Source organism: Natronospira elongata (assembly GCF_034931365.1).
GTDB lineage: Bacteria > Pseudomonadota > Gammaproteobacteria > Natronospirales > Natronospiraceae > Natronospira > Natronospira elongata.
Window position 1 is genome coordinate 83,925 of sequence record NZ_JAYGII010000003.1, and the last position, 25,897, is coordinate 109,821.

The 25,897-nt window shown below is 62.0% G+C and carries 17 protein-coding genes; 7 read left to right on the plus strand and 10 right to left on the minus strand.

Annotated features, from left to right (window positions below):
• Positions 1-93: 93 nt before the first annotated feature.
• From VCB98_RS02490 to VCB98_RS02505, 4 genes are all read left to right on the plus strand, one after another.
• A complete protein-coding gene (locus tag VCB98_RS02490; RefSeq protein ID WP_346050140.1) occupies positions 94-2,949 on the plus strand; it encodes a sensor domain-containing protein in 2,856 nt (951 codons plus the stop codon).
• Between the two features lie 106 nt (positions 2,950-3,055).
• Complete coding sequence (locus VCB98_RS02495; protein WP_346050142.1) at positions 3,056-5,758, plus strand: cation-translocating P-type ATPase; 2,703 nt, start codon at positions 3,056-3,058, stop codon at positions 5,756-5,758.
• 68 nt (positions 5,759-5,826) lie between these two features.
• Entirely contained in the window at positions 5,827-7,131 is a 1,305-nt protein-coding gene (locus VCB98_RS02500; RefSeq protein WP_346050144.1) for a ferredoxin reductase family protein, read from the plus strand.
• Positions 7,128-7,496: a cytochrome b5 domain-containing protein gene (locus VCB98_RS02505; RefSeq protein WP_346050146.1), complete on the plus strand. Its 369-nt coding sequence runs from the start codon at positions 7,128-7,130 to the stop codon at positions 7,494-7,496. The genes VCB98_RS02500 and VCB98_RS02505 overlap by 4 nt, the downstream gene beginning before the upstream one ends.
• A 136-nt stretch (positions 7,497-7,632) precedes the next feature.
• Here VCB98_RS02505 and VCB98_RS02510 read toward each other — a convergent pair whose 3' ends face one another.
• From VCB98_RS02510 to VCB98_RS02520, 3 genes are all read right to left on the minus strand, one after another.
• A complete protein-coding gene (locus VCB98_RS02510; protein ID WP_346050148.1) occupies positions 7,633-9,870 on the minus strand; it encodes an MtrB/PioB family decaheme-associated outer membrane protein in 2,238 nt (745 codons plus the stop codon).
• Positions 9,867-10,769, minus strand: a complete 903-nt coding sequence (locus VCB98_RS02515; protein WP_346050150.1) for a DmsE family decaheme c-type cytochrome — start codon at positions 10,767-10,769, stop codon at positions 9,867-9,869. The genes VCB98_RS02510 and VCB98_RS02515 overlap by 4 nt, the downstream gene beginning before the upstream one ends.
• A 101-nt stretch (positions 10,770-10,870) precedes the next feature.
• Complete coding sequence (locus VCB98_RS02520) at positions 10,871-12,256, minus strand: MBL fold metallo-hydrolase RNA specificity domain-containing protein (protein ID WP_346050152.1); 1,386 nt, start codon at positions 12,254-12,256, stop codon at positions 10,871-10,873.
• 144 nt (positions 12,257-12,400) lie between these two features.
• On the opposite strand from VCB98_RS02520, the gene VCB98_RS02525 reads away from it, so the two are divergent.
• Both VCB98_RS02525 and VCB98_RS02530 read left to right on the plus strand, forming a co-directional pair.
• Complete coding sequence (locus tag VCB98_RS02525) at positions 12,401-12,937, plus strand: protein tyrosine phosphatase family protein (protein ID WP_346050154.1); 537 nt, start codon at positions 12,401-12,403, stop codon at positions 12,935-12,937.
• Complete coding sequence (locus VCB98_RS02530; protein ID WP_346050156.1) at positions 12,927-14,270, plus strand: TIGR04283 family arsenosugar biosynthesis glycosyltransferase; 1,344 nt, start codon at positions 12,927-12,929, stop codon at positions 14,268-14,270. The genes VCB98_RS02525 and VCB98_RS02530 overlap by 11 nt, the downstream gene beginning before the upstream one ends.
• Positions 14,271-14,287: 17 nt before the next feature.
• Here the strand turns inward: VCB98_RS02530 and VCB98_RS02535 are convergent, their stop codons facing one another.
• Positions 14,288-15,214, minus strand: coding sequence for a 5'-nucleotidase (locus tag VCB98_RS02535; RefSeq protein ID WP_346050158.1), 927 nt, complete (start codon positions 15,212-15,214; stop codon positions 14,288-14,290).
• Positions 15,215-15,325: 111 nt separating this feature from the next.
• Between VCB98_RS02535 and VCB98_RS02540 the strand changes: the two genes are divergently transcribed.
• Positions 15,326-16,993 (plus strand): ExeM/NucH family extracellular endonuclease, encoded by a 1,668-nt coding sequence (locus VCB98_RS02540; protein WP_346050160.1) that lies wholly within the window; start codon positions 15,326-15,328, stop codon positions 16,991-16,993.
• 65 nt (positions 16,994-17,058) lie between these two features.
• On the opposite strand, the gene VCB98_RS02545 is transcribed toward VCB98_RS02540, so the two are convergent.
• From VCB98_RS02545 to VCB98_RS02570, 6 genes are all read right to left on the minus strand, one after another.
• Positions 17,059-17,967 carry an ArsA family ATPase gene (locus VCB98_RS02545; RefSeq protein WP_346050162.1) on the minus strand — a complete coding sequence of 303 codons (909 nt, stop codon included), beginning with the start codon at positions 17,965-17,967 and terminating at the stop codon, positions 17,059-17,061.
• Positions 17,968-18,160: 193 nt separating this feature from the next.
• Positions 18,161-18,424, minus strand: coding sequence for a cory-CC-star protein (locus VCB98_RS02550; protein ID WP_346050164.1), 264 nt, complete (start codon positions 18,422-18,424; stop codon positions 18,161-18,163).
• Entirely contained in the window at positions 18,411-20,096 is a 1,686-nt protein-coding gene (locus tag VCB98_RS02555; protein ID WP_346050166.1) for a carbon starvation CstA family protein, read from the minus strand. Before VCB98_RS02555 ends, VCB98_RS02550 begins: the two co-directional genes overlap by 14 nt.
• A 10-nt stretch (positions 20,097-20,106) precedes the next feature.
• Positions 20,107-21,774 (minus strand): acyl-CoA dehydrogenase family protein, encoded by a 1,668-nt coding sequence (locus VCB98_RS02560; protein WP_346050168.1) that lies wholly within the window; start codon positions 21,772-21,774, stop codon positions 20,107-20,109.
• A gap of 180 nt (positions 21,775-21,954) precedes the next feature.
• On the minus strand, positions 21,955-22,374 hold the full coding sequence (locus VCB98_RS02565; RefSeq protein WP_346050170.1) for a type IV pilin protein: 420 nt from the start codon (positions 22,372-22,374) through the stop codon (positions 21,955-21,957).
• Positions 22,375-22,391: 17 nt separating this feature from the next.
• Entirely contained in the window at positions 22,392-25,895 is a 3,504-nt protein-coding gene (locus tag VCB98_RS02570) for a pilus assembly protein (RefSeq protein WP_346050172.1), read from the minus strand.
• Positions 25,896-25,897: the final 2 nt, after the last annotated feature.

A 25,897-nucleotide genomic window follows, 5' to 3' on the forward strand; every position in this document is an offset into this window, starting at 1 on the left:
CGTATTTGAATCACTCTAGGAGCAAGGATTCCAGGCATCCCTGGCCCGGCCCCAAGGTCGGCAGCAGGAGGACTCGCCATTGAATCAGGGACGGTGAACAAGGTCGTGGATCTGCACGGCAAAGCCTATGACGCTGCTGAAACGGCGGCGGTGGAACTGCTGTGCACGATTATTCGCCAGCAATCGGGTTGCCAATGGCTCAGCCTGCGCCTTCAGCGCCCGGGTGCCGCGCCCCTGCGGATCGAAGAAGGCCGCCCACCCGGCACGGCCTGCCTGGGCACTGATTCCGAACAGGCAAGCGGCAATTGCTTTGAGCGCCGTTTTCAACTGGCCCAGGGCCTTGGACGCCTGCGACTGCTACACAGCAGCACCCCGGAGGAATGGAGCCCGGAAGCGGAAACCCTGATCCGGGGCCTGACAAGGCTGCTCGACCGCGAACTCGAGCTCAGCACCCGACTGGGCCTGTCGCTCAACAAGGAGTCGCTGCTGGAGGCGGTCCTGAACTCGGCCGAGACCGGCCTGCTGGTACTGGACTACTCGGGCCGGATACTTCGGAGCAATCGCAAACTGGCGGAAATGACCGGTTACTCTGTCGATGAGCTGAGCGGCCAGGGCATCGAGCTTCTACTTCCCCAGGAGACACCCGGCCCGGTCCAACGCCAGTTGCGTGCCTATCTTGATGGCGCGATCAATCGCAAGCACCTCCCCTCCGAGCAGGTCGTACGGACAACCCAGGGCAGGCTCCTTCCGGTCTGGGTGACATATGCTCGCGTCGAGCTGGCTGGCAGCGGCCCCTGCCTGGTCACCACGATTCAGGATCTGGCACCGCTACGAGCCGCCGAACGGGCTGTGCAGGAAAGCGAGGCCCGATTCCGGGCCTTCTTCGAAAACAGCATGGACGCGGCCCTGATTACCGAGCCGGGCGGCAGCATCCTCCATGCCAATCCCGCGGCGGAAACGCTCTTCGGTTACAGCGAAGCGGAGCTCTGCGCTGGCGGCCGGAGCCTCGTATTCATCGAGGATGACGAGAATTTTCTGAAAGCCCTGGACGCTCGTCGAGAGCGTGGATTCTGGCGCGGAGAGCTGCCGCTGAGACGCCGCAACGGCGAGTCCTTCCCCGGTGATGTGGTCTGTACTCGTTATCTGGATTCGTCGGGCCGTGAGCGCACAAGCCTTGTACTACGGGACATCACTGAGAAAAAACGGGCCCAGGACGCACTCCAGGCCATTGCCACCGGAACAGCCTCCGGCAGTGGCGAGGATTTCTTTCGCCTGATCGCCCGTCAGCTGGCAACCGCCCTGGGGGCCCGCTACGCCCTGGTCGGCGAGCTCTTCGAGGGCACCCGCCCCCAGCTCAAGTCTCTGGCCTTCTGGGACGGTCGGGAATTCAGGTCCACCATCACCTACGAACTGAGTCACTCCCCCCTGGCAATGAATACCGGCAGGGAGACCGTTCATATTGGCCGAGAAGTGGCACGGCATTACCCCGAAGATGCGCTGCTGCAAACACTGTCCGCAGAAAGCTATACCGCGCTGCCGCTATGCGATCCTGACGACAATGTGCTCGGTTTCCTGGTGGTGATTGATGACCGCCCCATGGCGGAAGAACAATCCGGTGAGATTCGCAACATCCTGAGCATTTTTGCTGCCAGGGTGGAGACCGAACTGGAACGAATTCGGGCGCAGGAAGCGCTCAGTTATGAAGCCAGCCATGATCACCTGACCAACCTGCTCAACCGGCGCGCATTCGACCGACGCCTGCGGGCGCTGACCCGAGCCGAGCAGGCCGGCACGGAACATGCCCTGCTCTACATTGACCTGGACCGTTTCAAGATTGTGAACGACAGCTGCGGCCATGTGGCCGGGGACGACATGCTGCGGCAGGTGGCGGGTGTCATGAGCCAATGCGTCCGTGGCAGCGATTATCTGGCCCGGCTTGGGGGAGACGAGTTCGGCGTCTTGCTGCAGAACTGCAGTCGAGACAAGGGATTGCACCTGTCAAGCAAGATTATGGAGGCACTGCGCCATTTTCAATTCCGGGTCGGGGACCGCCACTTCGATGTCGGGGCCAGCATTGGACTGGTCCATTTTTCCGGTGGCGAAGAGTCCAGCGCGGAGCTGCTGCGGCAGGCGGACCTGGCCTGCTATGCCGCCAAGGAAAGCGGACGGAACCAGGTCAGGGTTTATGATGCAGACGATCAGCTGCTGCGAGTGCGGCATCAGGAGATCGGCTGGTTCGAACGTCTGCGCCATGCACTAAAGGAAGACCGCTTCCTGCTCTTCGGGCAACGAATCATCCCCCTGAACAAAGAAGGTCAAGCCCGGCGAGAAGTGTTGCTCAGAATGCGTAATGAGGAGGGTGAACTGATCCTGCCGCGAGACTTCATCCTCACCGCGGAACGTTACGAAATCATGCCAGATCTGGATCGATGGGTAATCGACCGGGTTCTCCGGCACCTGGCCGATGGTCTCTGCACAGGTGAAATGCTCTCCATCAACCTGTCAGGTCTTACCCTGGATGATTCCGAGCTGTTCAGCTTCATTCGCCAGTCTTGTCGTCACTACGGTATCAAGGGCGAGCGGCTCGCCTTCGAAATCACCGAAACCGCCGCCATGACCCATTATGCAAGAGCCAATGCCCTGTTCCGGGAGCTCCGCCAGCTTGGTTGCGAAATTCACCTGGATGACTTTGGCAGTGGTCTGTCCTCATTCGGCTATCTGCGGAACATGCAATTCGATTGCCTCAAGATCGATGGCAGCTTCATTCGCAAGCTGGACAAGAACCCCGAGGACCGGGCGATGGTGGAAGCCATGCAGCGCATCGGCCAGACCATGGGCATGCAGACGGTGGCCGAGTTCGTGGAACGCCCTGAACTGCTGGCGCCCTTGCGGGAAATCGGCATCCATCGTGCCCAGGGCTTTGCGCTGCACAGGCCTGAGCCACTGTAGATCATTCCCTGGGAACCATCGATTGATTCCCGGGCCACCTTTCTCTTGCCTTCTCCATCGGACATAATCACAAGCTGATAAAACCCAACGAAGGACAAGGCCGTTCATGCAGGAACAGTCCATTGCCCGTCCCCACGCCGAGACCAAGGAGCAGGTACTCGAGGCCTTGGCCTCAGGCAACGAAGGCCTGAGTCCCGACGAGGCCGCTCGACGGCTCGATCAATATGGCGAAAACCGCCTTCGGGAATCTCAGCGGCCGAGCCCCCTGCGCCGTTTCCTGCGCCAGTTCAACAACGTCCTCATATACGTCCTGCTGGCAGCCGGTGTCATCACCGTGCTGCTGGGCCATTGGCTGGATGCAGCCGTCATCTTCAGCGTGGTGGTAATCAACGCCCTGATCGGCTTCATACAGGAAGGGCGCGCCGAACGCGCCATGGACAGTATCCGCAAGCTGCTGGTGACCCGCGTACGGGTGATACGCCAGGGCGAGAGCCGTGAGATCGACGCCGCCGAACTGGTGCCGGGAGATGTGGTGCTGCTGGAAAGCGGTGACCGAATCCCCGCCGACCTGCGCATCCTCAAGGCCCGGGGACTGCGGGCAGATGAATCCAGCCTCACCGGTGAGTCAGTCCCCGTGGACAAGGGAAGCGACTCGGTGGAAGGCGACGCGGTATTGGCGGATCGCAGCAGCATGCTCTGGTCCGGCACCCTGGTAGCCTCCGGTCAGGTCCGCGCCGTGGTGGTGGCCACCGGTGAAAACACCGAACTGGGCCGGATTCGTCAGGCCACCGAGGATGTGGAATCGATCAGCACACCGCTGCTGAAAAAAATCGACCAGTTCGGGCATCAACTGACGGTAGTAATCCTGACACTCGCGGCGCTGGTCTTCATCCTGGGTGTATTCTGGCGGGACATGGCCGCCGCCGAAATGTTTCTCGCCGCCGTCAGCCTGGCGGTGGCCGCCATCCCGGAAGGCCTGCCCGCCATCATCACCATCACCCTGGCCATGGGAGTCCAGATCATGGCCCGCCGCCAGGCCATTGTGCGGCGGCTGCCGGCGGTGGAAACCCTGGGCTCGGTCACCGTCATCTGCTCCGACAAGACCGGTACCCTGACCCGCAATGAAATGACCGTGCGGGCACTGGCCACGCTGGGGGGCGAATATCCGGTCAGCGGCTCCGGCTATACCGCCGAGGGTCGGCTGGAGCGCCCCGGGGAGGATGACCAGGCCCTGGACAAGCTCCTGCTGGGGGGATGTCTGTGCAATGAAGCCGGCCTGGAGCGCACCGAAGAAGGGACGCGGATCAGCGGCGACCCCATGGAAGCGGCCCTGCTGGTGCTGGCGGAAAAGGCGCAACTGGATCGCAGTCACTGCAAGCGCGAGTGGCCCCGTACCGATGCCATCCCCTTCGAGTCCGAGCGCCGCTACATGGCCACGCTCAACCACGATCACCACGGCAAGGGCCTGATCCTGGTCAAGGGGGCCCCGGAACTCTTGCTTGAACGCTGCGGCCAGGCCCTGGCCGCCGATGGCAGCCGGCAGGCCCTCGACGTCCGGGACTGGCAAGCTCGACAGGACGCCTTTGCCGAGCGGGGTCAACGCACCCTGGCACTGGCGATGAAATCGGTTGCTTCGGACATGACCACCCTGGACGAATCGGATATTGATGAAGAGCTGATTCTGCTCGGTCTTATCGCCCTGGAGGACCCACCCCGGGACGAGGCCATCCAGGCGGTAGCCGACTGTCACCGGGCCGGGATCCGGGTCAAGATGATCACCGGCGACCACCTGGGTACCGCCCTGGCCATCGGTCGCCAGCTCGGCATCGGCGATGGCCAAAGCGGCATGAACGGCAAGGACTTCCAGTCCCTGGATGACGACGCGGTCGCCGAGGCCGCCATGAACACGGATGTCTTCGCCCGCTTCAGCCCCGACGACAAGCTGCGCCTGGTCCGGGGCCTGCGGTCCCGGGAGCAGGTCACTGCCATGACCGGGGATGGGGTCAATGACGCGCCGGCCCTGCGCAGCGCGGACGTGGGTGTAGCCATGGGACAGAAGGGCACGGCCGCCGCCCGCGAGGCATCGGAGATCGTGCTGGCAGACGACAATTTCGCCACCATTGCCACGGCAGTTCGCACCGGCCGTGCCATATTCGACAACATACGAAAATCCCTGCTGTTTATCCTCCCCACCAATGGCGGCCAGTCCCTGCTGATTCTGGCCGCGGTCATGCTGGGCATGGTGCTGCCGGTGACGCCGGTGCAGGTCTTGTGGGTGAACATGGTCACTGCGGTCACCCTGGCACTGGCGCTGGCATTCGAACCGGCGGAGGCGCGGATCATGGAACGACCGCCGCGACCACCCGGCGAGCCGGTGCTCACCCCCATGATCGTCTGGCGGGTAGTCTTCGTCTCCGGGCTCATCCTGGCCGCCACCCTGTGGGTGTTCAACTGGCACATGAGCACGGGGCTGGGCCTGGAGGCCGCGCGCACGGCGGCAGTCAACACGGTGGTGGCCTGCGAGATCTTCTACCTCTACAACTGCCGCCAGCTACATGAATCCATCTTTCGCAAGGGCGGGCTGCTGGGCAACCCCTGGGTGCCAGCGGCCATCGGCCTAGTGATTCTGTTGCAGGCGGCCTTCACCTTTCTGCCGCCCATGCAGGTGCTGTTTGGAACCCAGGCCCTGCCCTGGCAGAGCTGGGCGCTGATCCTGGCGGTCAGTCTACCCATTCTGTTCATCGTCGAGGCCGAAAAGATAATCATGCGCTGGCGTCTGTCTCAGGCAGCAGAGTGCAAGGCGGCTTGATCAAGATCAATCCCCAGCCCTGTGGAGTGACTAGACTGGGAGTTTGAGGAAACCCAAGGAGCAAGGCAGTGCGCTATCCCGGAGACTGGTTGAGCCTGGCGCTTGTTCTCATCCCCACCCTGCTGGCCGGACTGCTTGCCTGGCCGGGGGCGGCCGATGCCGGCCAATGGCTGGCCTATCTCGGGCGCCTGGCGGGGGTGGCCGGCCTCGCCTGCCTGCTGGCCGCCGCCATTCTCAGTGTGCGTATTCCCGGCTTCGACCGCCCCTTCGGTGGCCTGACCCGCTTGTGGCAGCAGCATCATTATCTCGGCCTGGGCGCCTTTCTGCTGCTCCTGCTGCATCCACCGCTGATGGCCCTGTCACGGCTGCCCTATGGCAAGCCGGCCATGCTGGAAGTGCTACTGCCACCGGCGGCCGACTGGGCCATGTGGGCCGGCTGGCTGGGCCTGATGGCCATGATGATCTTCCTCGCGCCCAGTTTTCAGTTCTTTGGCCGGCCCAACTACCAGCGCTGGAAGGCGCTCCACTTTCTCGCCGGTCTGGCACTGGTAGCAGGCCTGGTCCACACCCTGCCACTGACCCGCAGCCTGCCGACCCATCTCAGTCTCACGGTTTGGGGCGGACTGGGCGGCCTGGCGGTGCTGGTCTTTGCCTGGCGGGCTACCATTGCCCGACGAGTCCAGCGCCGGCCCTACCGGGTCAGCCGAGTGGAAACCCTGGCTGATCGCGTGGTGGAAATCAGCCTGCTCCCGCTGCGTGGTCGCCGCCTGGCTTTTGAACCCGGCCAGTTCATTTACTTCACGCCCCATGATTCAACGCTGGCCAACGGTCGCGGCGAGGAACACCCCTTCACGATCAGCTCGGCGCCAGAGGAGGAAGTGCTGAGAATCGCGGTCAAGGACCTGGGCGACGCCAGCCGCGCCCTGCAGTCCCTGCAGACCGACACCGAGGCGGACGTGGAAGGGCCTTACGGCCTGTTTTTCCCACCCGCCAGCCGCGAACGCCCTCAACTCTGGATCGGCGGCGGCATTGGTATCACCCCATTCGTCAGCGCCGCCGAACATATCCGCATGGGCGGCCACTGGGGTGACAGCTTCCTGATCAACTGCACCAATGACCCCTCGCGGGCCTATTATCACGACCAGCTTCAGGCTGCCGCGGAGGCTTCCAGCAATCTTCGTTGCCTGGATCATTTCTTCGAGACACACGGTGCACTGAATCGTGCCTTTGTTGTCGAACATTGTCCGGATGCGGCAGAGCGTGAGTGGTTCGTCTGCGGGCCGACTCCGCTGGTCCGCATAGCTCGCGATATTGCTCGTGAACTGGGTGTTCCCAAAACTTCATTTCATTCAGAGGAGTTTGATTTCCTATGAACAAACTTGCCTACACCGCATTCGTTGCTTTCTGGAGCGTCATCGGCACGCTTCTGGTCGTCGGGCTGATGGCACCTGATGCCGGTGCCGAAGGAAACGACGATGAACTGCCCGTGATCAGCAAGGAAGAACTGGCCAAGCACGACAACCCGGATAGCTGCTGGAAGGCCATCCACGGCAAGGTCTATGACGTCACCGACTACATCCCCGACCACCCCACCCCGCCCTCAGTCATGTATGAGTGGTGTGGCAAGGAAAGCACAGAGGGCTGGGACACCAAGGGTTATGGCCGCCCCCATACCAAGGCCGCCGAAGCGATGCTTGAGGATATGCTGGTGGGACGGCTGGAAGACAGTGAGGAGTGAGGGGTAAGGAGTCAGGGGTGAGGAAAAGCGGGGCCTCGCGCGGAGACGCATAGACGCGGAGGAAATGTTTGGGTGGGGACCAGGGAGCCCCTGACTCCTCACCCCTAAGGACCCTCTGAATAGAGAGTCCTACCACTCAGCCCGGCCGCAGGTCCCAGCGCAGACTCAGGCTATACCAGTTAACGCTTTCATTGCCGAAGTCCTGGGCGGAACCGATGACGGAGTTGATCGTATCCACTTCCACGTCATCCCAGGCCCAGTCATTGCTGCGGAAGCGGTCGTGGTACCAGTTCCACTGCAGGCTGAGGCCGTCTCCGAGACGATGCTGACCGTTGAGTGACAGGGTACGGCCCCGGCTGCGAACCGAGGGGATTGGCTCAAGATCCAGGGCTGGGCCCGAGGCGATGGCGAACTCGCTGCGGCTGGCACTTTCCGCCCACTCAAAGCGCAACTTGAAATCACCCTCGTCCGGCTCCCACTCCAGGCCGCCCCCGAGAGTGGCAATGCGATCTTCATTGTCCATCCACCAATCACGATCCGGATCCTGGGACTCCACCTCCTTGGCAAAGCCACGGAAGCTGCGACTGCGTTGACGGGCGCGAATGCGGTCAAGGGACAGGAAGGTGTCGGTACTCCAGGCCGAGCTGAACTGCCAGACCAGATCCGAGGCCAGCCCCAGACTGCTGCCCTTTTCCAGGCCCAGTGGGGAGTTGCGGTAATTATCCCGTGACCAGGCCGCGTCACTGCCAAAGTGAACACTGTCACTCAGGGTCCAGTCCCAGCGCATTCTTGCTCGGGTCTGATTGCGGTCGGCGAGATTGTAGCGACGGAGCAGGGGGTGGTTGTCGAAACGAACCGCCTCAGCCACACCGTCGGTATAGACCTCGGTCCGGGTGAGAAAGTAGACGGCGGTGGCATCGTAGTCATCCACGCTGCGCCGTGCCCGCTGGGCCTCCATGGACAAGGCATGGTTGTCACCCAGGCGCTGGCGCAGACCCAGGGTGAAGCGATCTTCCTCGGTTCGACCCACCTCGGAAAAATCACGGTCAATACGCTCACGCCGCCAGGCCCCGTGCACCTGTCCACCGCCATCAAGACGCCAGGCCATGCGTGTTTCCAGATGCTGCTCGGTAAAACTCACCGGCAGATTCAGACGAGCCCGGGAATGGGCCTCACCACTGTTCTGATTGACCGCGTCACCGCCGATGTAATTGAACACATCCACCGGTGTGCGATTGTCACGATCTTCGTAGCGATGACGGATATCCACCCGCAGTCGATTCATGGGCCGCCAATTCAGGCGCGTGGCGACACGAAGCAGGTCAATCCGCCCTTCCAGGCTGTCTCTCGGCAGGGCCTCATCCACGTCGAGGTTGGGGTTGATGGTGTAGCCGAGGAAGTCCTCGTCCTGCTCACTGCGCCCGATCTGCAGGTCGCTGGACAGTCGCAGGGTGGGCGAGAAGACATAGCCCAGGCCGACGCGCCACTGGTGACTCTCATTGTCCGGCATCAGGCCCAGGTGTCCCTGCCCATCCGGATAGGAGACCCCCGGCGCCCAGCCGCCGACGCCGGCGAAGGGGTTGTCGAAACGCAGCATGTTATTGCCGCCGTCGAACAGGGACAGAAAGTAGCTGGCCTCCAGGTGAAAGGCATCACGCTGATAACGAAGCCCCAGCTCGGCCTCCCGGGTGGTGTAGTCAACCGGGGCGGGCACCAGTGCCGCGCGGGAGTTGCCACCGGTACTGCCAATCACCGCCGCCACCGGCCGGGTGCCGGTACGGCGATGCTCACGGACTTCACCGTGCAGCTGCCAGTGCCGGGACAGGCGACGTTCATGAGCCAGCTGCATGCTGCGCCGTAGCTGTTCATAGGCTGTCGGACGTAGGGACTCGGTCAATCGCTCCATGCCGCCGGTTCCCGGCGCACCGACCCAGTCCTCGGGCAATCCCAGTTGATAGCCGCCCGCGCCCAGAAAGGGGGTCCGACCGTCCCCCAGCCGGCGCGGCAGTTCGCGGAAATTGAAACGCGTGCGATGTTCACCCTGGCGGTTGTAATCCAGGTCCAGTCGGGTGATACCCGGCCCGGGCTGTTCCGCCGCCAGGAACAGGGACGCAGGCTCTTTGGCATCCGTCAGGGTACGCCAGTCCATGCGAAAACCACCAATACCACGCAGACCCTCACCGCTCAGATTGTCACTGCGCCCCATGCCATCGACCTGCCCTGTCTGAACACCGAGGCCCAGGTCCAGATGGAGTTCATGCCACTGACCGGTTTCGGCCTCTTCCGTCTGCTCACCGGTCTCGGCCATCGCGACCCCTGCCGCCAACAGGCAGAAGGGAACCAGGCCCTTGGCGGCAAACCGTCGCCGACTCATCGGGTCTGCCCCGCACCCGAGGGATGGTTGGAGCCATGAACATCGGTATGACAGTTCATGCAATTGCGCTGCAGCATGGAAGCCGATGCGCCCTGGGGCGGAACGCCACTGCCATCCGGCGCCGTGCTGGGATGGAAAGCGGCCGAGTGGCACTGCTGACAGAGTTGAGGCGCCCGCGTCTTGAGCAGATTGTCATGTACCGAACCATGGGGTTCATGGCAGTTACTGCAACTCTCTCGAACCGGCGGATGCTCCCAAAGGACCGGGCCACGGAACTCGGCATGGCAGCCGTAGCAGGTTTCGTTCAGAGAGGCCGCCACCAGCTCCCCTTCGCTGGGACTGCCGTGAGCTGCATGGCAGTCCATGCAGCTCATTTGCCCCGCCCGCATGGGATGGGTGGAGGGCCGGTGAATCTCGCTGCGGACATTGCTGTGGCATTCAAGACAAACCGCCTCGCGAGCAGGCCCGGGGCGCATCATGGGATCCACGGCCGTGTGAGACTGGTGACAGTCCGCACAGGTGACCTCGGCGAATTCGTGGCCACTGCCGTGCCAGTGACGCTGACTGTAATCGTCATGGCAGTCGAGGCAGGCGCGGTTGGCTGTCTTGGCGGGGGTATCCTGGTCGAAGGGAACGGCGGTCTGCGGCCTTACCCCGTCCTTCACTTCGAGGTGGGCGGCACTGGGACCGTGGCAGGATTGACATTGCAAGCCCGCCGCCGGACTGCGCGGATCCCCCGACATGCCATGGGGTGTATGCCGAATGGCAGCCAGGGGATGCTCATCATCCGGCATGTGGCACATGACACAGGCCCGCTCCCCCCCTGGGGCATAACCGGCCTCTGCTGGAAAATCCTCGGCGGCGTAGGCACCGGACAACAGCAATACGATTGCCAGCATGTTCCCGAATCCCCTTCCCTGAAATACTTACGATAGCTTAGAAGATAACTCAAAGACTTTCTTGATTCGGATCAATCTCAGGACATCCAGTCCGAAGTTCGCTAATACTCGAGCCGATCACCCAATGCCGGTATGGCTGCATCAATGGCAAAACGCTCCTTGAGGGTAGCTGCCAGGGCCTGACGGGGCTCGTCCTCGCCATGCACCAGAGCCACGGCCGGCGGCAGGCGAAAACCCTCCAGCCAGGCACAGAGCTCGTCACGATCGGCATGGGCGGAAATGCCGCCGACAGTATGAATCTGGGCACCGACACGGATGTCCTCACCCCAGATGTTGATGGAATCAGCACCGTCCACCAGCTGACGACCCGGTGTGCCCTGAGCCTGGAAACCGGTGATCATGATCTGTGTCACCGAACGGCTCAGCTGGTGTTTGAGGTGGTGACGAATGCGGCCGCCCGTGCACATGCCGCTGCCGGCGATGATGATCGCCCCGCTCTGGATCCGATTGATTGCCATGGACTGCTCGGCGGTTTCGGTAATGCGCAGATTGGGAAAACGAAAGCGGGTCTGGCGGACCCAGTCAGCTGCCTTCGAGCGCAGATAACGATGGTGTCGCGCATGCACTTCAGTGGCGCGAATGCCCAGTGGGCTGTCGAGAAATACATGCCATTTCTCCAGGCCCCAATCCTGATAATGGTTGCCCAGAAGATATAACAGCTCCTGGGTACGCCCCACCGCGAAAGCCGGAATGAGGACATTGCCACGCCCCTTGGCGGCAGACTGCAAGATCTCCTTGATCTCCTGTTCGGTGTCTTTCCGACTACGATGAAGGCGGTCGCCATAAGTGCTTTCCATCAACACCAGATCGGCCTGCTCCAGGGGCTTCCAGTCCGGCAGCAATGCGCCCCCGCGCTGACCCAGATCCCCGGTGAAGACCAATCGCTTCTCCGCACCACCCTCCTGGCTGCGCAATTCAACTACCGCCGACCCCAGAATATGGCCAGCATCGTGGAGCTTGAGGTGAATATCCGGCAGGATTTCGTAAAGCTTGCCGTAGTCGAGCGGGCTCATCTGCGCCAGGCACTGGGCCACGTCCTCCCGCGTAAACAGGGGCTCCACCGGCGGCTCATCCCTATTATTGCTGTCACGGGATGCCTGCTCGGCCTCCTTCTCGGCCAGCCACGCCGCATCCTCCAGGAGAATCTCGGTGATGTCCCGGCCGGCACTATGGACATGAATCCAGCCCCGAAAACCGTAACGAATCAACTGGGGCAGGCGTCCGGAATGGTCAAGATGGGCATGACTCAGGACCACGGCGTCCAGTTCGGCCGGATCGAAGGGAAAGGGCTGGCGGTTACGGCCTTCTTCCTCCGCGTTGCCCTGAACCATGCCGCAGTCCAGCAAGACGCGGCGACCGGCCGCTTCGACCAGAAAACAGGCTCCAGTCACGCCACCGGCGGCACCATGGAATTGTATGCTGGGCAAGCCGGGCTCCTTCTGTTATCCGTGGGTCATCATTTGGGAGGATAACAGAGCATTCTCGGGACAGGGGATTGAGTATTAGATTATACTGATATACAGTAAGTCCGAATACTACAGACAGCCGCGAGTGCGGCGGGAGTAACAAGCATGCGAATCCTTGCCATTACTGCAACCTTGCTATTCCTCGCTGCTGGCGGCCAGGTGGCTGCCAGCCCGGAGAACGAATCAATGATGCCCGACATCCCCGACAAGACACAGCCTGACGAAAAAACCCTGATTGGCGGCCAGCCTGACCAGAGAGACCTTTATCAGGCAAAGGAGGCCGGCATTCGCACGGTGGTCAACCTCCGGGGCGTGGGTGAATTCGATGACTGGGCCCAAAGCGAGGTAGTCACCGATCTGGGCATGCTCTACATCCATATCCCCGTCGATGGCGCAAACGGGCTCACCCGCCCCGCCGTTGAAGCCTTCGATCGAGCCGTGAAGGCGACCAATGACGAACCGGCCCTATTCCACTGTGCCAGCGGCAACCGGGTGGGGGCCATGTTTGCCCTGCGCGCCGGGATTCTGCAGGACCAGCCAGTCGAGGTTGCCCTGGACATTGGCCGCAAGCACGGCATGACCGGGCTGGAAGACGAGGTGCGCCAACTGCTTGAATCCGGCGAGCTGCCGGGTGCCGGCTGAGACGCCCGCCAGCGAGCGGCTGACGGTATTCTGCCGTCTGCCCCAGGCCGGGGTCAGCAAGACCCGGCTGATTCCCGGCGTGGGCGCCGAGCGGGCTGCCGCCCTGCATCACCAGATGGCCTTGCGGGCCATCACCGAGGCCGCCCTGGCCGGGTGCCGTCGTCCCGGCCTGGAAACCCGCCTGGCGGTGACCAAGGCGGTCGACGAGGCCCAGGACTGGTTCGGCCAACTGCTACCCGCCAAGGCCCAGCCCGAGGGCGACCTGGGCGAGCGGATGCTGGCCTGTTTTCGGGCCGGGCACCAGGATGGCATTCAGCGCCATCTGATCATCGGCACCGACGCCCCCGGTCTCGATGCCGCGCTCATACAGCAGGCGCTGGAGGCGCTTCGGGACAAGGCGCTGGTCCTCGGCCCGGCCCATGACGGCGGCTATTACCTCATTGGTCTGTCGGTGCCGCCACCCGCGAGCCTGTTCCGCAATATGCCCTGGGGCGGGTCGGCAGTTCTTGATCAGACCCTCGCGCGGGCCAGTGCGGCGGGACTTTCCGTGCATCGGCTACCCGCCCTGGATGATGTCGACGAGCCCCATGAGCTCCGCCACTGGTATCAACGAGCCCGCCGCTGGCCGCGCCTGCGGCCCCGGGATGGGGTCTCGGTGGTTATGCCCGTACTCAACGAGGCCGACCGAATCGGCCGGCGCGTACGGGCACTGCTGGATGAAGGTGCGGAGGAAGTCATCGTCGTCGATGGCGGCAGCCGGGACGCCAGTCGGGCGCTCGCGGCAGAGGCCGGTGCCCGCGTGCTGGAAAGTCAGCCGGGCCGGGCCCGCCAGATGAACCGTGGCGCCCGCGCCGCCCGTTTTCCCGCCCTGCTCTTCCTTCACGCGGACACCCAACTGGGGCCCGGCTGGCACGATGCCCTCATGAACGCTTTGGCCGAACCCCGGGTCGTCGGCGGCGCCTTTCGCTTTCGTCTGGACAGCCCGCGCTGGCGTTACCGCTTGACCGAGGCCCTGGTGGCCCTTCGCTGCCGTCTTTTGCGCCGCCCCTACGGAGATCAGGGCCTGTTCTGTCGCAACGAAAGCTTTCTGCGCCTGGGCGGGTTTCCGGACGAGCCGGTCATGGAGGATTTTGTCTTCGTCGGCCGCCTGCGCCGCCTGGGCCGGCTCGCCATGCTCCCGCTGGCCGCCACCAGCTCGCCCCGAAACTGGGAACAGGCGGGCTTCTGGCGGGTCTTTCTCGCCCACCGCCTGGTCCTCTTGGGGCACTATCTGGGCGTGCCGAAACAGCGTCTGGCCCTACTCAGGCGCTGCCTGTTGCAGCCCAGGGGCTAGGGGTCAGGGGCTAGAAGCTAGGCGCTGCCCTGCCCGCTGGCCCCACCTCCTTCATTGGCAATGCCGTGGGGGACATGGCCGGTGGCCACCTTGCCGTTGGCCCGTTCCACATGGGCACGCTGGTCATCAAAAAAGATATCGGCACCAAAGGCCTGCAAAAAGGCGGTCTTGTCCATGCCGCCGAGGAACAGGGCCTCGTCAATGCGGATTTCCCATTCCCGCAGGGTACGAATCACCCGTTCATGGGCGGGCGCATCCCGGGCGGTGACCAGGGCCGTGCGGATGGGGCTGGATTCAGCCGGGAAGGCCTGCTGGATGCGATGCAGAGCGGAGAGGAAATTGCGGAAGGGACCGCCGGACAGGGCCCGGCGGGCGGCGCTTTTTTCCGATTCCCGGAAAGCGTCCAGACCCTTTTCACGAAAAATCCGCTCGGCCTCGTCGGAGAACAGCACCGCATCACCATCAAAAGCGATTCGGATCTGATCACTGTCATTGGCCTCGGCCGCTGCCGGTACCAGGGTAGCGGCGGCACAGCCGGCCTGCAGGGCGGCGCCCACATCCTCGCCGTGGGCCGAGAGAAAGAGATCGGCGCCAAAAGGGCCGATATAGCGCCAGGGGGATTCACCGTTGGTGAAGGCTGCCCGAGTGATCCCCAGCTCGTGGTGCTCGATGGAGTTGAATACCCGCAGCCCCGTATCAGCGCTGTTTCTCGACAGCAGAATCACTTCCACCAGGGGCTCGTCCCGCCCCTGATTCAGGCGCAACAGCTTGCGCACCAGGGGAAAGGCGACCCCCGGCTTGAGCACATCATTCTCATGCCGAATCTGGAAGGCCGAATAGGCCTCCACGCCCTCTTCCTCGAAGCGTCTATGGCTGTCCTCCAGGTCAAACAGGGTCCTGGAGGAGATGCCGATCACGAGTCGGTTATCCAGTCGTTGCGGCATTAACTTGATTCCCTCTGCCAATTTCCCACAAATGATATCAGTATTGTCCGACAGAACCTGTCGCACTGAAACCGGATGATTGAAGCGGAAAATGAATTGGGGAACTACCAGATGAAGCACCATCTTCTCACCGGCATCGTAGTACTTGTCTTCCTGGCACCGCCCGGCATGGTCCTGGCCGACTGCCCCAGTGACGGCCTCACCGACATTCATCAACTCAAGACCGACGGCCGCCTGGAGGGCCAGCGGGTGCTCGCCCGGGGCGTGGTCACCGCGAATTACCTGGGTGAAGACCGGCTCAACGGCTTCTACCTGCAGAGCTTGACGAACAGCGAGGCACCCGCTGCGGGCATCTTTGTTTACGCCCCGGGCCTGGATGCCGACGAGAGCATTATAGAGTCGGGCCGGGAAGTGGTTGTGGCCGGCCGTGCCGGAGAGTTTCGTGGCCAGCGCCAGATCAGCCGGGTGAGCCAGTTGATGCAGTGCGGTCATCCCGGCCTGCCCGAGCCCTACACTCTCAATCTGCCCGAAACCGAGCGTGAGCGCTGGCAAGCACTGGAAGGCCGGCTGGTTGAAATCGAGCAGCCACTCACGGTGATCGACAATCATGATCTGGCCCGTTATGGCAGCCTGGGCCTGGCCGTCGACGGACGCCTGTTCCGACCCAGTAATTTCACTGGCGAGGAAGCCGAGCAACACGAGGCAGACCGCAATGCGGCTCGGCGCATCATTCTTGATGATGCCCACTATCGCCGTGACCCCCAACCCATCCCCTACCTGGATGAAAACGGTACCCGGCGAGTGGGCGACCGACTGCCGGGTCTGACCGGCGTCCTCACACACGCCTTCGGCAACTGGCGAATCCATCCCCTGGACCCGGTCGAGCTGGCATTCGAGGCCAGCAACCCGCGACCAAGCCTGCCCTCGCGTGGGGCAGGTCCAAGGATCGCTGCCTTCAATGTGGAGAACTACTTTCTCACCCTCGGCGAGCGCGGTGCCGACACCTCCTCGGCGCTGGACGCCCAACAATCAGCCCTGACCGCGGTCGCCGAGGGCCTGGATGCCGACCTCCTGAGTCTGATCGAGCTGGAGAATCAGCCCAAGGTAGTGGACGACCTGGCGATACGCCTGGCCGGTGCCGGGCCGGCCTATACCCATTTCAATATTGATCAACCGGTCGGCACCGATGCCATTCGCACGGCCCTACTGTGGCGGGAGGATACCGTCACACTGAAGGCTGGCCCCTTCATTGACAAGCGCCGGGTTCATCATCGCCCGATCATTGCCGGCCATTTCCGATTTGGTGAGGACGGGCCCGGGAAACTGGTGGCAGTCGTCCACTTCAAGGCCAAGACGGGCTGCCCTGAGGAAGGGGATATCGACCGAGGCCAGGGCTGCTGGAACCAGCGGCGCACCCGCCAGGCCGAGGCACTGGCCGAGTTTCTCGCGAAGAAGCAGGAACAGACCGGCACCGAGCGGGTACTGATCATGGGCGATATCAACAGCTACGGTGGCGAGGATCCGGTCATGGCATTGGTCGAGGCCGGTTATAGGGACATGGTTGCCAAACGACTCGAGCCCGAACAGCGCTACAGCTATGTCTTTCACGGCGAGTCCGGCTATCTGGATACCGCCATTACCTCTCCGGCGTTGGCAGAAGACATCGAAGCCGTCCGCTTCTGGCACATCAACGCCGATGAACCCCGTTTCCTGCAGTTCCAACAACCCGGCCCCTGGCGGAGTTCCGATCATGATCCGGTCGTCATTGATTTTAGGTGAGGTGGCAAGGGGCAAGAAGTTAAGGGCGAGGGGCGAGGGGAATTGGGCAGACCTTGTCCTGTTTCTCATAACCAGTCCATAACGTCTGCCAACTGCCTGGCAAAGTCACCCAGGCTAGTCAGGCCGAGGGGGGGCGGGGTGGCGTTCGGGAGGGGGTGGATGGTTTGCCCGGGGAAGTGGTGCTGGAGGCGTTGGCGCAGGCTGTCGGCGTCATCCTGGCTGCGGTTGATGAGCAGATAGGGAATGCTGACGGCGGCCTGCTCCAGGGTCTGACGGGCACGTTCGGCCTCCAGCAAACTGAGGCGATCGTCGTTGGCAACCAGCAGGAAGGCGGTGGTGGCCGGATTCTGGAGCCTGTCACGGGTGCGTTCGAACAGGGCCCGGCGGGCCTGCAATACCTCGCGTGCCTTCTGCCAGCGCTCCTCCTCGGGCCCACCCTGCCCTTCACCCTGACGCGCCAGCAGGGCCTCGGTCCAGGCACCCATGGCCTGGGGCAGGGTGAGCAGGTGCAGGGTATGACCGGTGGGCGCGGTATCGACGATGATGTGATCCCATTGCCCGATCTGATCAAGACAGCGGCAGAGGGCCTCGAACAGGGCCGACTCCATCACCCCGGGGTGCTGGCCGGCGAACATGACCTGGCGCTCGGCTTCCTGCAGAAACTCGGGCTGGGCGAAGCGTCGGATATTGTCCCGAACGGTATCGAGATAAGCCGCCCGGGCCGCTTCCGGATCAATCTCACGGGCAAACAAACCACCCTGTACCCGCCGGGGCGCATCCCCCAGCGGCTGCTCCAGCAAATCCGCCAGGGAATGGGCCGGATCCGTCGACACCAGCAACACCCGCTTTCCCCGCTCGGCCAGCGCCAGGCCCAAAGCCGCCGACAAGGTTGTCTTGCCCACGCCACCTTTGCCGCCGAGGAGGACGATGGGAGGCAGGGAGATGGCTTGCGGTGTATCGGGTCGGAAGATCAATGGGAGTGCTCCTTAGGAGAAAGCAGCGAGCTACGAGCGGCGAGCGGCGAGCTGGGCGTGCCAACGATATCGCCCTGCCCCTCCGGAAAGGTTGTACCGGCCAAGGGCCTGCGGAAAGCTCGGGTTCTGCAGAAAACAGTTGGCCATCGATCTTGCACGGCCAGCTCGCTGCTCGTAGCTCGTAGCTCGCTGCTCAACAACACCCAATCCCCCCCGGCGGTGCGTGCTCCATGCCCATGCGCCGGTGCCAGGCGTGGTAGTCCTCGATCACGAAGGGCATGAGTTCCAGGCAATACCAGGCGGCCGGGTTGGGCAGGCCCAGGCTTTCGGACATGAGCAGCAGACGCAGAAAGTCCTCGCGTCGGCGTTGTTCCAGGGCCACGGCCCGACGCATGGGGAGTTCGTAGAAGTCCCGGTAGGCCCGGGCCAGTTGGCGCAGGCGATCACTCAGGGACATCGGATCTGGTCTTTTGCAGTCGCCGGGCCGCCAGGGCCCCTTCCAGGATCAGCCAGATGTTGAGGGCGAAAATCAGCCCGCCAATCACCAACAGCAACCAATTGCCGTCGGACAGATAGCGGGACAGATTCACCAACATCGCCCAGGTGGTCATGCTGGCGACGAACAGAAAGGGTATGGCGGTAAAGATCACCGCTCGGCCCAGGCGTGCCAGGATCAGGCTCAGGACAAGGAGGGACAGGCCGGCGGTGAGCTGATTGGTGGTCCCGAACAGGGGCCAGAGCACCATCCCGCCAGCACCGGGATTATCCGGGTCGGCGCCGAAGGCGAGCCCGGCGCAGGCCAGGAAGGTGATCAGGGTGGCCAGGTTGACGTTGCTCAAAGCCGGCAGTCGATACTGGCGACCGATCTCGGCCAGGATGAAGCGCTGCAGGCGCATGCTGGTGTCCAGGGTGGTGGCGGCGAAGGCCACCACCATGATGGCGATCATGGTGGTGCCGATCACCGCCGGGATGCCCAGATTGCCAAGCAGATTGCCTCCGCCGGTGACGAAGGCGGCAATGCCCCCGGCGCTGGCCGCCGCCCAGGAATCGTAATGGCCCTGCCACTCGGCCAGACCGGCAAAGCCGGCGGAGACCGCCAGCAGGGCGGCCAGTGCCAGCAGGCCCTCGCCGGTGGCCCCAAGGTAGCCGACGAAGCGGGCATCGGTCTCCTTGTTCAGCTGCCGGGCACTGGTGCCGGAGCTGACCAGGCCGTGGAAACCGGAAATGGCGCCGCAGGCGATGGTGACAAACAGCAGGGGAATGATGGACGGGGTATCGGCCGGCAGATCCTGGTTGATGAAGGGCGCGGCGAACTCGGGCCGGCCCACGAACAGGCTTAGATAGATGACGAACAGCCCCAGGAACAGCAGGTGGGCATTGATGAAATCCCGCGGCTGCAACAGCAACCAGACCGGCAGACGCGAGGCCAGTGCCCCGTAGCCCAGCATGATCAGTACCCACCAGGCGATGTCCGGCACCCCACCCGGCTCCTCCGGTAGACTCAGGGGCACTTGCGCGCCCACGAAGACCAGACCGATCATCAGCGCCAGGCCGATGAGACAGGGCAGGAGCAGCGGCATGCGGCTACGGTAGGCCAGAAAGCCGATGACCATGGCAATGGGCAGCTGGAACCAGTAGGGCAGAACCGCTTCCGGGAAATTGACGAAGAGCGTGCCGATGGAAACGGCGAAGACCGCGTTCACCATCAACAGCAGGAAAAAGATGATCAAGAGAAAGAGGCTGCGGGCTCGTGGCCCCAGGACTTCGGCGGCGATACTGCCGATGGAACGGGCCCGGTGGCGCACCGAGGCCCAGAGGGTGCCGAAGTCATGCATGCCGGCAATCAGTACCGTGCCGAGCACGATCCAGGCCAGGGCTGGGCCCCAGCCCCAGATCACGGCGATGGCCGGGCCGATGATGGGGGCGGCCCCCGCCACCGAGGTGAAATGATGCCCCCAGAGGACGAAGCGGTTGGTGGGCACGAAATCCAGGCCGTCATTGTATTCATGGGCGGGTGTCCGGAAATCGGCTTCCAGCCGGAACAGGCGCTCGGCAATGAAACGGGAATAGAACCGCCAGCCGAGAAAAAAGCACAGAAATCCACCCAGGGCCACCAGCACTGGCCACATAGTCAACCTCTCAAAGTGAAAGAATCCGCTCGGCCTCGTCGGCTGGGTAGCCGGCCGGGCCCCGCATTACATGTTGCCGTATCCAACGCCCGGCAATGGCCTCTCGGCGTGATCGGGCAGGCCCCTCGTCTCCCGCCCGAGCCTGCTCGGCAAGCAGGATGCCGGCCACCAGCCTGGCGATCCGGTAGGCAAGCTGGCGGGCATTGGCCTGCAGCCGGGCTTCGCCTTCGGCCAGTAAGGCCTGTGGCCAGCGGGCAAGTGCTTCCAGCTCATCGGCCAGGGCATTCAGGGATTCGTCTCCGGCCCCCAGGGCACTCAGGCGCGCCTGCCAGAAGCCCGTGAAAGTCTGCCAGGCCTCACCGTCCCCCATGGCCCGAAGCAGATCCAGGCTGAGCACATTGGTGGTGCCCTCCCAGATGGACAGAACCTGGGCGTCACGCAGCAGGGAAGGCAGGCCGGTGTCTTCCACATAGCCGGCCCCGCCGAAAGCCTCCAGCACCTCGCTGCAGGCGGCCACCGCCTGCTTGCCGGTATAGAGCTTCACCACCGGCGTCAGCAGGCGTAACACCGCGGCCTCGTCCTCGCTGATTGCTCCGCATTCATCACGGCCCAGCAGCCGGGCCGCCTCGAACACCAGTTGAAAGGCGGCCTGATGTTCAACGGTCAAATCCGCCAGGGTTTCCCGGTGCAGAGGCTGGTCGATCAGGGCACGGCCGAAGGCCTGGCGCTTGCGGGCATAGTCGGTGGCCAGCATCAGTCCTCGGCCAATATAGCCGGCCGCGCAGCAGGCATTGTAGAGACGGGTGATATTGAGAATACTGCTGATCGTGGCCACGCCCCGGCCCCGCTCACCCACCATGCGGGCCGGGGTACCCGCCAGGGTCAGCTCGGCAGTGGGCAGGGCCCGGGTACCGAGCTTGTCCTTGAGCCGATTGACCTGGATGTTGCGCAGCGCCCCGTCGGCGTCTCGCAGCTCGACAAAAAACAGGCTCAGCTTTTCGTCTTCCCCCCCCCGCTCTTTGACCCGGGCGAGCGTCATGGCCACCTGGGAGGTGGTGGCGGAAGTGAACCACTTTACCCCGTGAAGGCGGTAGCCCTGCTCCTCCGGCAGGGCCACGGTTTCCGAGCGTGAGACATCCGAGCCCCCACTGCGCTCGGTCATCCACTGCCCTGCCGTCCAGAAGGACTCAGGCTCGCAACTCAACAGACGGGGCAGGACCCGCTCACGCAGATCCCCATCACCATAGAGCTCGATCACCCGCGCGGCCCCATCGGTCATGGCCATGGGGCAGGAGGCGATGGCGGAGCTGGGGTGGTAAAGATAAAGCCGCAGGAATTGATGAACCCGGGACCAGGCACCGTCAGCCCGCTCAAAGGCGGTTGCCACCACCCCCTCCTCGGCGGCAATCGCTTCCAATTGCCGCCAGGCCTCGCTGACGCGAATCCGGTCGATGCGCCGCCCCCAGGGGTCATAAGGGACATGCTCGGGGGGATCGCGTTCGGCCTCCGCCGCCAGTGTGGGCATCTCATCGCGAGCCCGACGCCATAACTGTCGCAGGCCCGGTTCCCAGCGACTCTTACAGTCCACGGGCAAACGAAGCTGGAGATAATCTGCCAGGGCCCTGTCCGCCAGCAAGTCGCCGTCAAGGACCGGACCTTGCTGAAAGAAACTGCTCATGCGCCTCTCCTGCCATCAAGCAATCCACCGTGACCACATTGCCCCACTCGGCGCAGCAACTCAATTCCATCAAAAAGATATCAGGGGCTTTACTGCCTTACTCCCACTGAAAACGAACAAGCCCTGCCAAGTCGCCTCGGCAGGGCCTGTTCCCCTTCGATCTATAGCAGAGACGTGGGACTAGAGCCCCCAGCAATCGTCACGCTCTTCCGATCCGGTAGAGTCTCGCCGACCAGTATGTGTCAGTGTCAGCGTGCTGCAGCGATCACCGTCACGCTCCGCCTGAACGCCTTGCGGACGGGCTGTCAGCGTAAAGGTGGTTCTCTCGAGATCGCCGATGAAGATTTCATAATGCCCATCCTGCGAATCCCAGGTGGTACCGCCACCATCATCCACGCACTCCCTGTAATCATTGCGCTGGGTAAAGCAGCGCTCCAGCCGTTGGGCTATCTCCACTAGACTGCGCTGCGCATCTGCCCGATAGGTGGTCACCACATGACGCTGATAGCTGTTATAGGCGAGAGCAGAAATGATGCCAAGTATGGCAACCACAATCATGACTTCAATCAGTGTGAACCCAGCTTGACGCTGCCTATTCATGCTCATCCTTTCCGTCCTTATCTATTCTGACGCCAGCTCTGCCGGCCCAATGAATCATCCCCTTTCTCCATGGGCAGCTCTTCCATTTCCGCCTCGGACCCCATCATCATCTTGCCTTCGATGCCCGGTCCTGAAGAAATAATTGCCGGTGTCGTGGGAATACCGACTCTGGAGCGAATGCCACTCACCGGCACCTTGACGGTTTCGCCGTCGATTGTGGTTTCGACATAGCTTTCCTCACCAAACTCACCGTCTCCGGCCAGATCGAAGGGCGAGAAATCCAGGCGTGAACCACTGAAGGCTTCCATCTCCATGAGCCAACCGTCACCGCCGGCGGCACAGGGGTCCTCACTCGGGATCATGGTTGGGAAGATGATACGGCCATTTCGGAAAATCGGGTTGAAGATTACTCGCTCACCCTCTCGGCCACGATGTGAAAGAGGAGAAATCAAATCCAGATACCAACCATCTTCCGTTGTCAGCTCGTGATCGGTCGTGACTCGAAGCTCGAAATCGAAATCCTCAAGCTCATCGATAATTTCCTGCTGCAGCAGATCATCCCGCTCAATTTCCGACTCCTGGTCCCTGATACCGTAAAAGGACTGGACATCGGGATTACTGACAACAAGGTTATCATCATTCTCAAAGTACTTTCCTGTCCCAAAGAAGACGAAGACATCCCCATCCGGCGAGCGCGCCACCTGTGGCCGAACGGTGATGGGCTGTACCTCGCCATTGGGCCCTTCCGCGGTGAAGAGCGGGACTGGCGTATTACCGGAACGCAAGCCACCTGGCGCACGCCAGTTGTTGCCACTCACATCCACACGCCATAGCTGACCCTGGAGATCGCCCATATAGATTCTATCGATCAAGCGATCACCCTCGATGTCCACCGGGATCGGCGTAGCCATGCCGTTACCCGCCGGATTATCGTCATCATCAGGCAGAAAGGGGTCATCCACTTCCTCACCGTTCAGGGGATCCAGGAAGACCAGGGCAGCACGATCATTCTCACTCTGGTAACCCGAGGGCACCATCACCACCCAGTCACCACTGGCCGTTTTACCGACAGAGGGCTGACCAAGGACATAGCCGATGTCTTCGTGGGCATGGTCCACAGCATTCGGACCCGTTGTAGGGCCGCCAACACGCTCCCACAGCACTTCCGGATCCTCCGGGTTAGAAATATCCAGCGCATAAACCCCGCGCTCACCAGCACCAAAGGAGCCCACAAGAATCCGCCGCCAGTTACTACCATCCCAGACATCATTCACCCTGGGTGAGCCGTCGAAAAAGTACTCGCGCTGATAATCCTGGGATGTGAGGCGATTCAACTTGTGCATGATTGCATCCGGAACATAGGAGAAAACCTCCTCCCCGGTTTCAGCGTCAAACCCATGTAGCTTGCCGTCATTGGCCGCCACATAAAGCATGGGGCGGTTCTCGCGCATGTCATGAACATGCTGGCTGTAGCTGCCACCACCATCAAAATCTTCGTCGTTCCGGTAACCGAAATCCTGGGCATGCACGAAAAGTGGATCCGAATTGACGATATCCCCTAGCAACCGCTCCCGCTGCCGGAGCTCACCCTCACCAGCGCCTTCGTCGCTTTGATCACCACGGAGCCACCAAAGCCGCTCCATGCCCAAGCCGTCCACATCACCCGTGTCCGGGTTGACGTTCAGCAATTCCTTTTGATCATCTGTCAATCCATCGGCCACATCCCACCGAAATCGTCGCGTATTCTCTGATTCAGGGTCCCAGGTGATGATGTGCCTTTGAAAGGGCCCCGGGAGCATTTCTTCGGCGTCCCAATGCAGGTCTCCCAAAGTGGCCTCGTCGGTAATACGATAGGCCCGAAGCTCACCAGCCCAGTCTGTCGTGTCAAAACTGGCCAGGAATGCCAGGGTATCGGTATCCAGGCGGGTTGAATTAGTTGCAATGGATGCCGCACTTGAACGAGCATCACGGACAATCTGCTCGAAAATTGCGTCCATGATTTCGTCCAGATCATCCTCATCCTGGGCATCAAATGCGGTTCCGGTACCACCAGCCTCTGCCAGAAAATCAAGTGGATTATCCGTCTCGAAATCGTCTTCATCCTCAAAAAGCTCTGCGACACCCGGCGGCATGGCAAACCCCACGATAAAAGTCCTTACACCGGTATCCACAGAAAACTTTTCAAGGGCCTCACGCGCACTACGCATGGCTTCCACTGGATCTTCACCCAGGGCATCGCCATCCTTGTCAACTGAAGGCAGTCCGTCAGTCACCCAGATCGCTGCATTGGCATCACAGCTCTCTGGAACGGACATATTGCCTTGCCGACCCTGATCAGAGCCGAAATAATCGTTTTCTCCAAGAAAGTAATCGCGAGCTGTCAGAATCGTTCCTTCCAGGGGGGTCAACCCTGAAGAAATGAGAGGCCAGGTCTCATCAATCATGATATTGCCGTCACCCGGCCCCCAGTCATGGCGCTGGGGCTTAAGTTTATTTTCAATCAGTGCCCAGTGATCATCATCGACATTGCCGTCCTCATCCCTGCCACCAATGGGAACATGAAGATAACCCAGGCCCGGAGAAGCGTTGGCGCGCCACTCCGGTTGATTCAGTGAGAAGAATCCGACACGGTCGCCCCAACTGTCAACGCCCCTCTGACGCATACTGTCGGTCAGTGTAATCCACCACCACGCACCTTCTCGGTTAAAGAACCAGAGACCACTATCATCGTCCTGTTCCGCATTGCCCTGGCCGGGATTGGACTTACTCATATCCTGATATATGCGGTAGCTGTGGGTCTCGTGATCGCGCTCCTCATGGGCGAAGGTATTACGGTCAGTGGTCGGGGGATGAGTATCACCAGTATTCCGGTAATAACCGGGAACGGCCACATTATAGAAGACCCAAACGTCGTCCAGTGTCGGATGTTCCTCCCGGAAGCGTTTATTTTCCGAGTACCAGGGCAAATCCGAATCCCAGGCAGTTGCCAGCGGACAGTCTGGGTCAGGCTCGTAGGGACGGTAGAACGAAGGACATTTCTCCTCCGCATAACGCAGGTCTGCCGGTCGGTGTGTCAACCGCCATTGAACGGTTCTGGGATTATTGTCATCAAACACGTCATCACGATCAGTACTGGGCGGATACTGCTGATAGGAAAGCAAGCCCATTCTGATTTGCCCGGTTCTACCGTAATCATCTACTACGGACTGGGTCACTCTCTTGACTATACTGGCCTTGCTGTTTTCGTAGCGGGCACCTGCGGGACACTCATCCGGATCCAGATCCTCCCCAGGATTGCAGTTATCCCAGTCCAGAGCCACACGCCCGGCGCTGAGACCTTCCTGCATACTTTCGGAAGTATCAGGAATAAAGAGGATATTGGGGGGCAGTCCACCTTCGGTAACAAAAAGTGGAACCCGTGCGATATCCGCCGTTACCAGCGGAACGGTCAACAGGGAAAACAGCACCGCTGAGATAACTGCGGTAAGACGCTTCATCATTCTAGATGGATTTTTCTTCATGG

Coding starts and splice junctions, on each gene's coding strand:
- VCB98_RS02570 (WP_346050172.1), bottom strand. CDS start 25,895: ATGAAGAAAAATCCATCTAGAATGATGAAGCGTCTTACCGCAGTTATC.
- VCB98_RS02495 (WP_346050142.1), top strand. CDS start 3,056: ATGCAGGAACAGTCCATTGCCCGTCCCCACGCCGAGACCAAGGAGCAG.
- VCB98_RS02565 (WP_346050170.1), bottom strand. CDS start 22,374: ATGAATAGGCAGCGTCAAGCTGGGTTCACACTGATTGAAGTCATGATT.
- VCB98_RS02515 (WP_346050150.1), bottom strand. CDS start 10,769: ATGCTGGCAATCGTATTGCTGTTGTCCGGTGCCTACGCCGCCGAGGAT.
- VCB98_RS02505 (WP_346050146.1), top strand. CDS start 7,128: ATGAACAAACTTGCCTACACCGCATTCGTTGCTTTCTGGAGCGTCATC.
- VCB98_RS02540 (WP_346050160.1), top strand. CDS start 15,326: ATGAAGCACCATCTTCTCACCGGCATCGTAGTACTTGTCTTCCTGGCA.
- VCB98_RS02525 (WP_346050154.1), top strand. CDS start 12,401: ATGCGAATCCTTGCCATTACTGCAACCTTGCTATTCCTCGCTGCTGGC.
- VCB98_RS02510 (WP_346050148.1), bottom strand. CDS start 9,870: ATGAGTCGGCGACGGTTTGCCGCCAAGGGCCTGGTTCCCTTCTGCCTG.
- VCB98_RS02535 (WP_346050158.1), bottom strand. CDS start 15,214: ATGCCGCAACGACTGGATAACCGACTCGTGATCGGCATCTCCTCCAGG.
- VCB98_RS02550 (WP_346050164.1), bottom strand. CDS start 18,424: ATGTCCCTGAGTGATCGCCTGCGCCAACTGGCCCGGGCCTACCGGGAC.
- VCB98_RS02555 (WP_346050166.1), bottom strand. CDS start 20,096: ATGTGGCCAGTGCTGGTGGCCCTGGGTGGATTTCTGTGCTTTTTTCTC.
- VCB98_RS02560 (WP_346050168.1), bottom strand. CDS start 21,774: ATGAGCAGTTTCTTTCAGCAAGGTCCGGTCCTTGACGGCGACTTGCTG.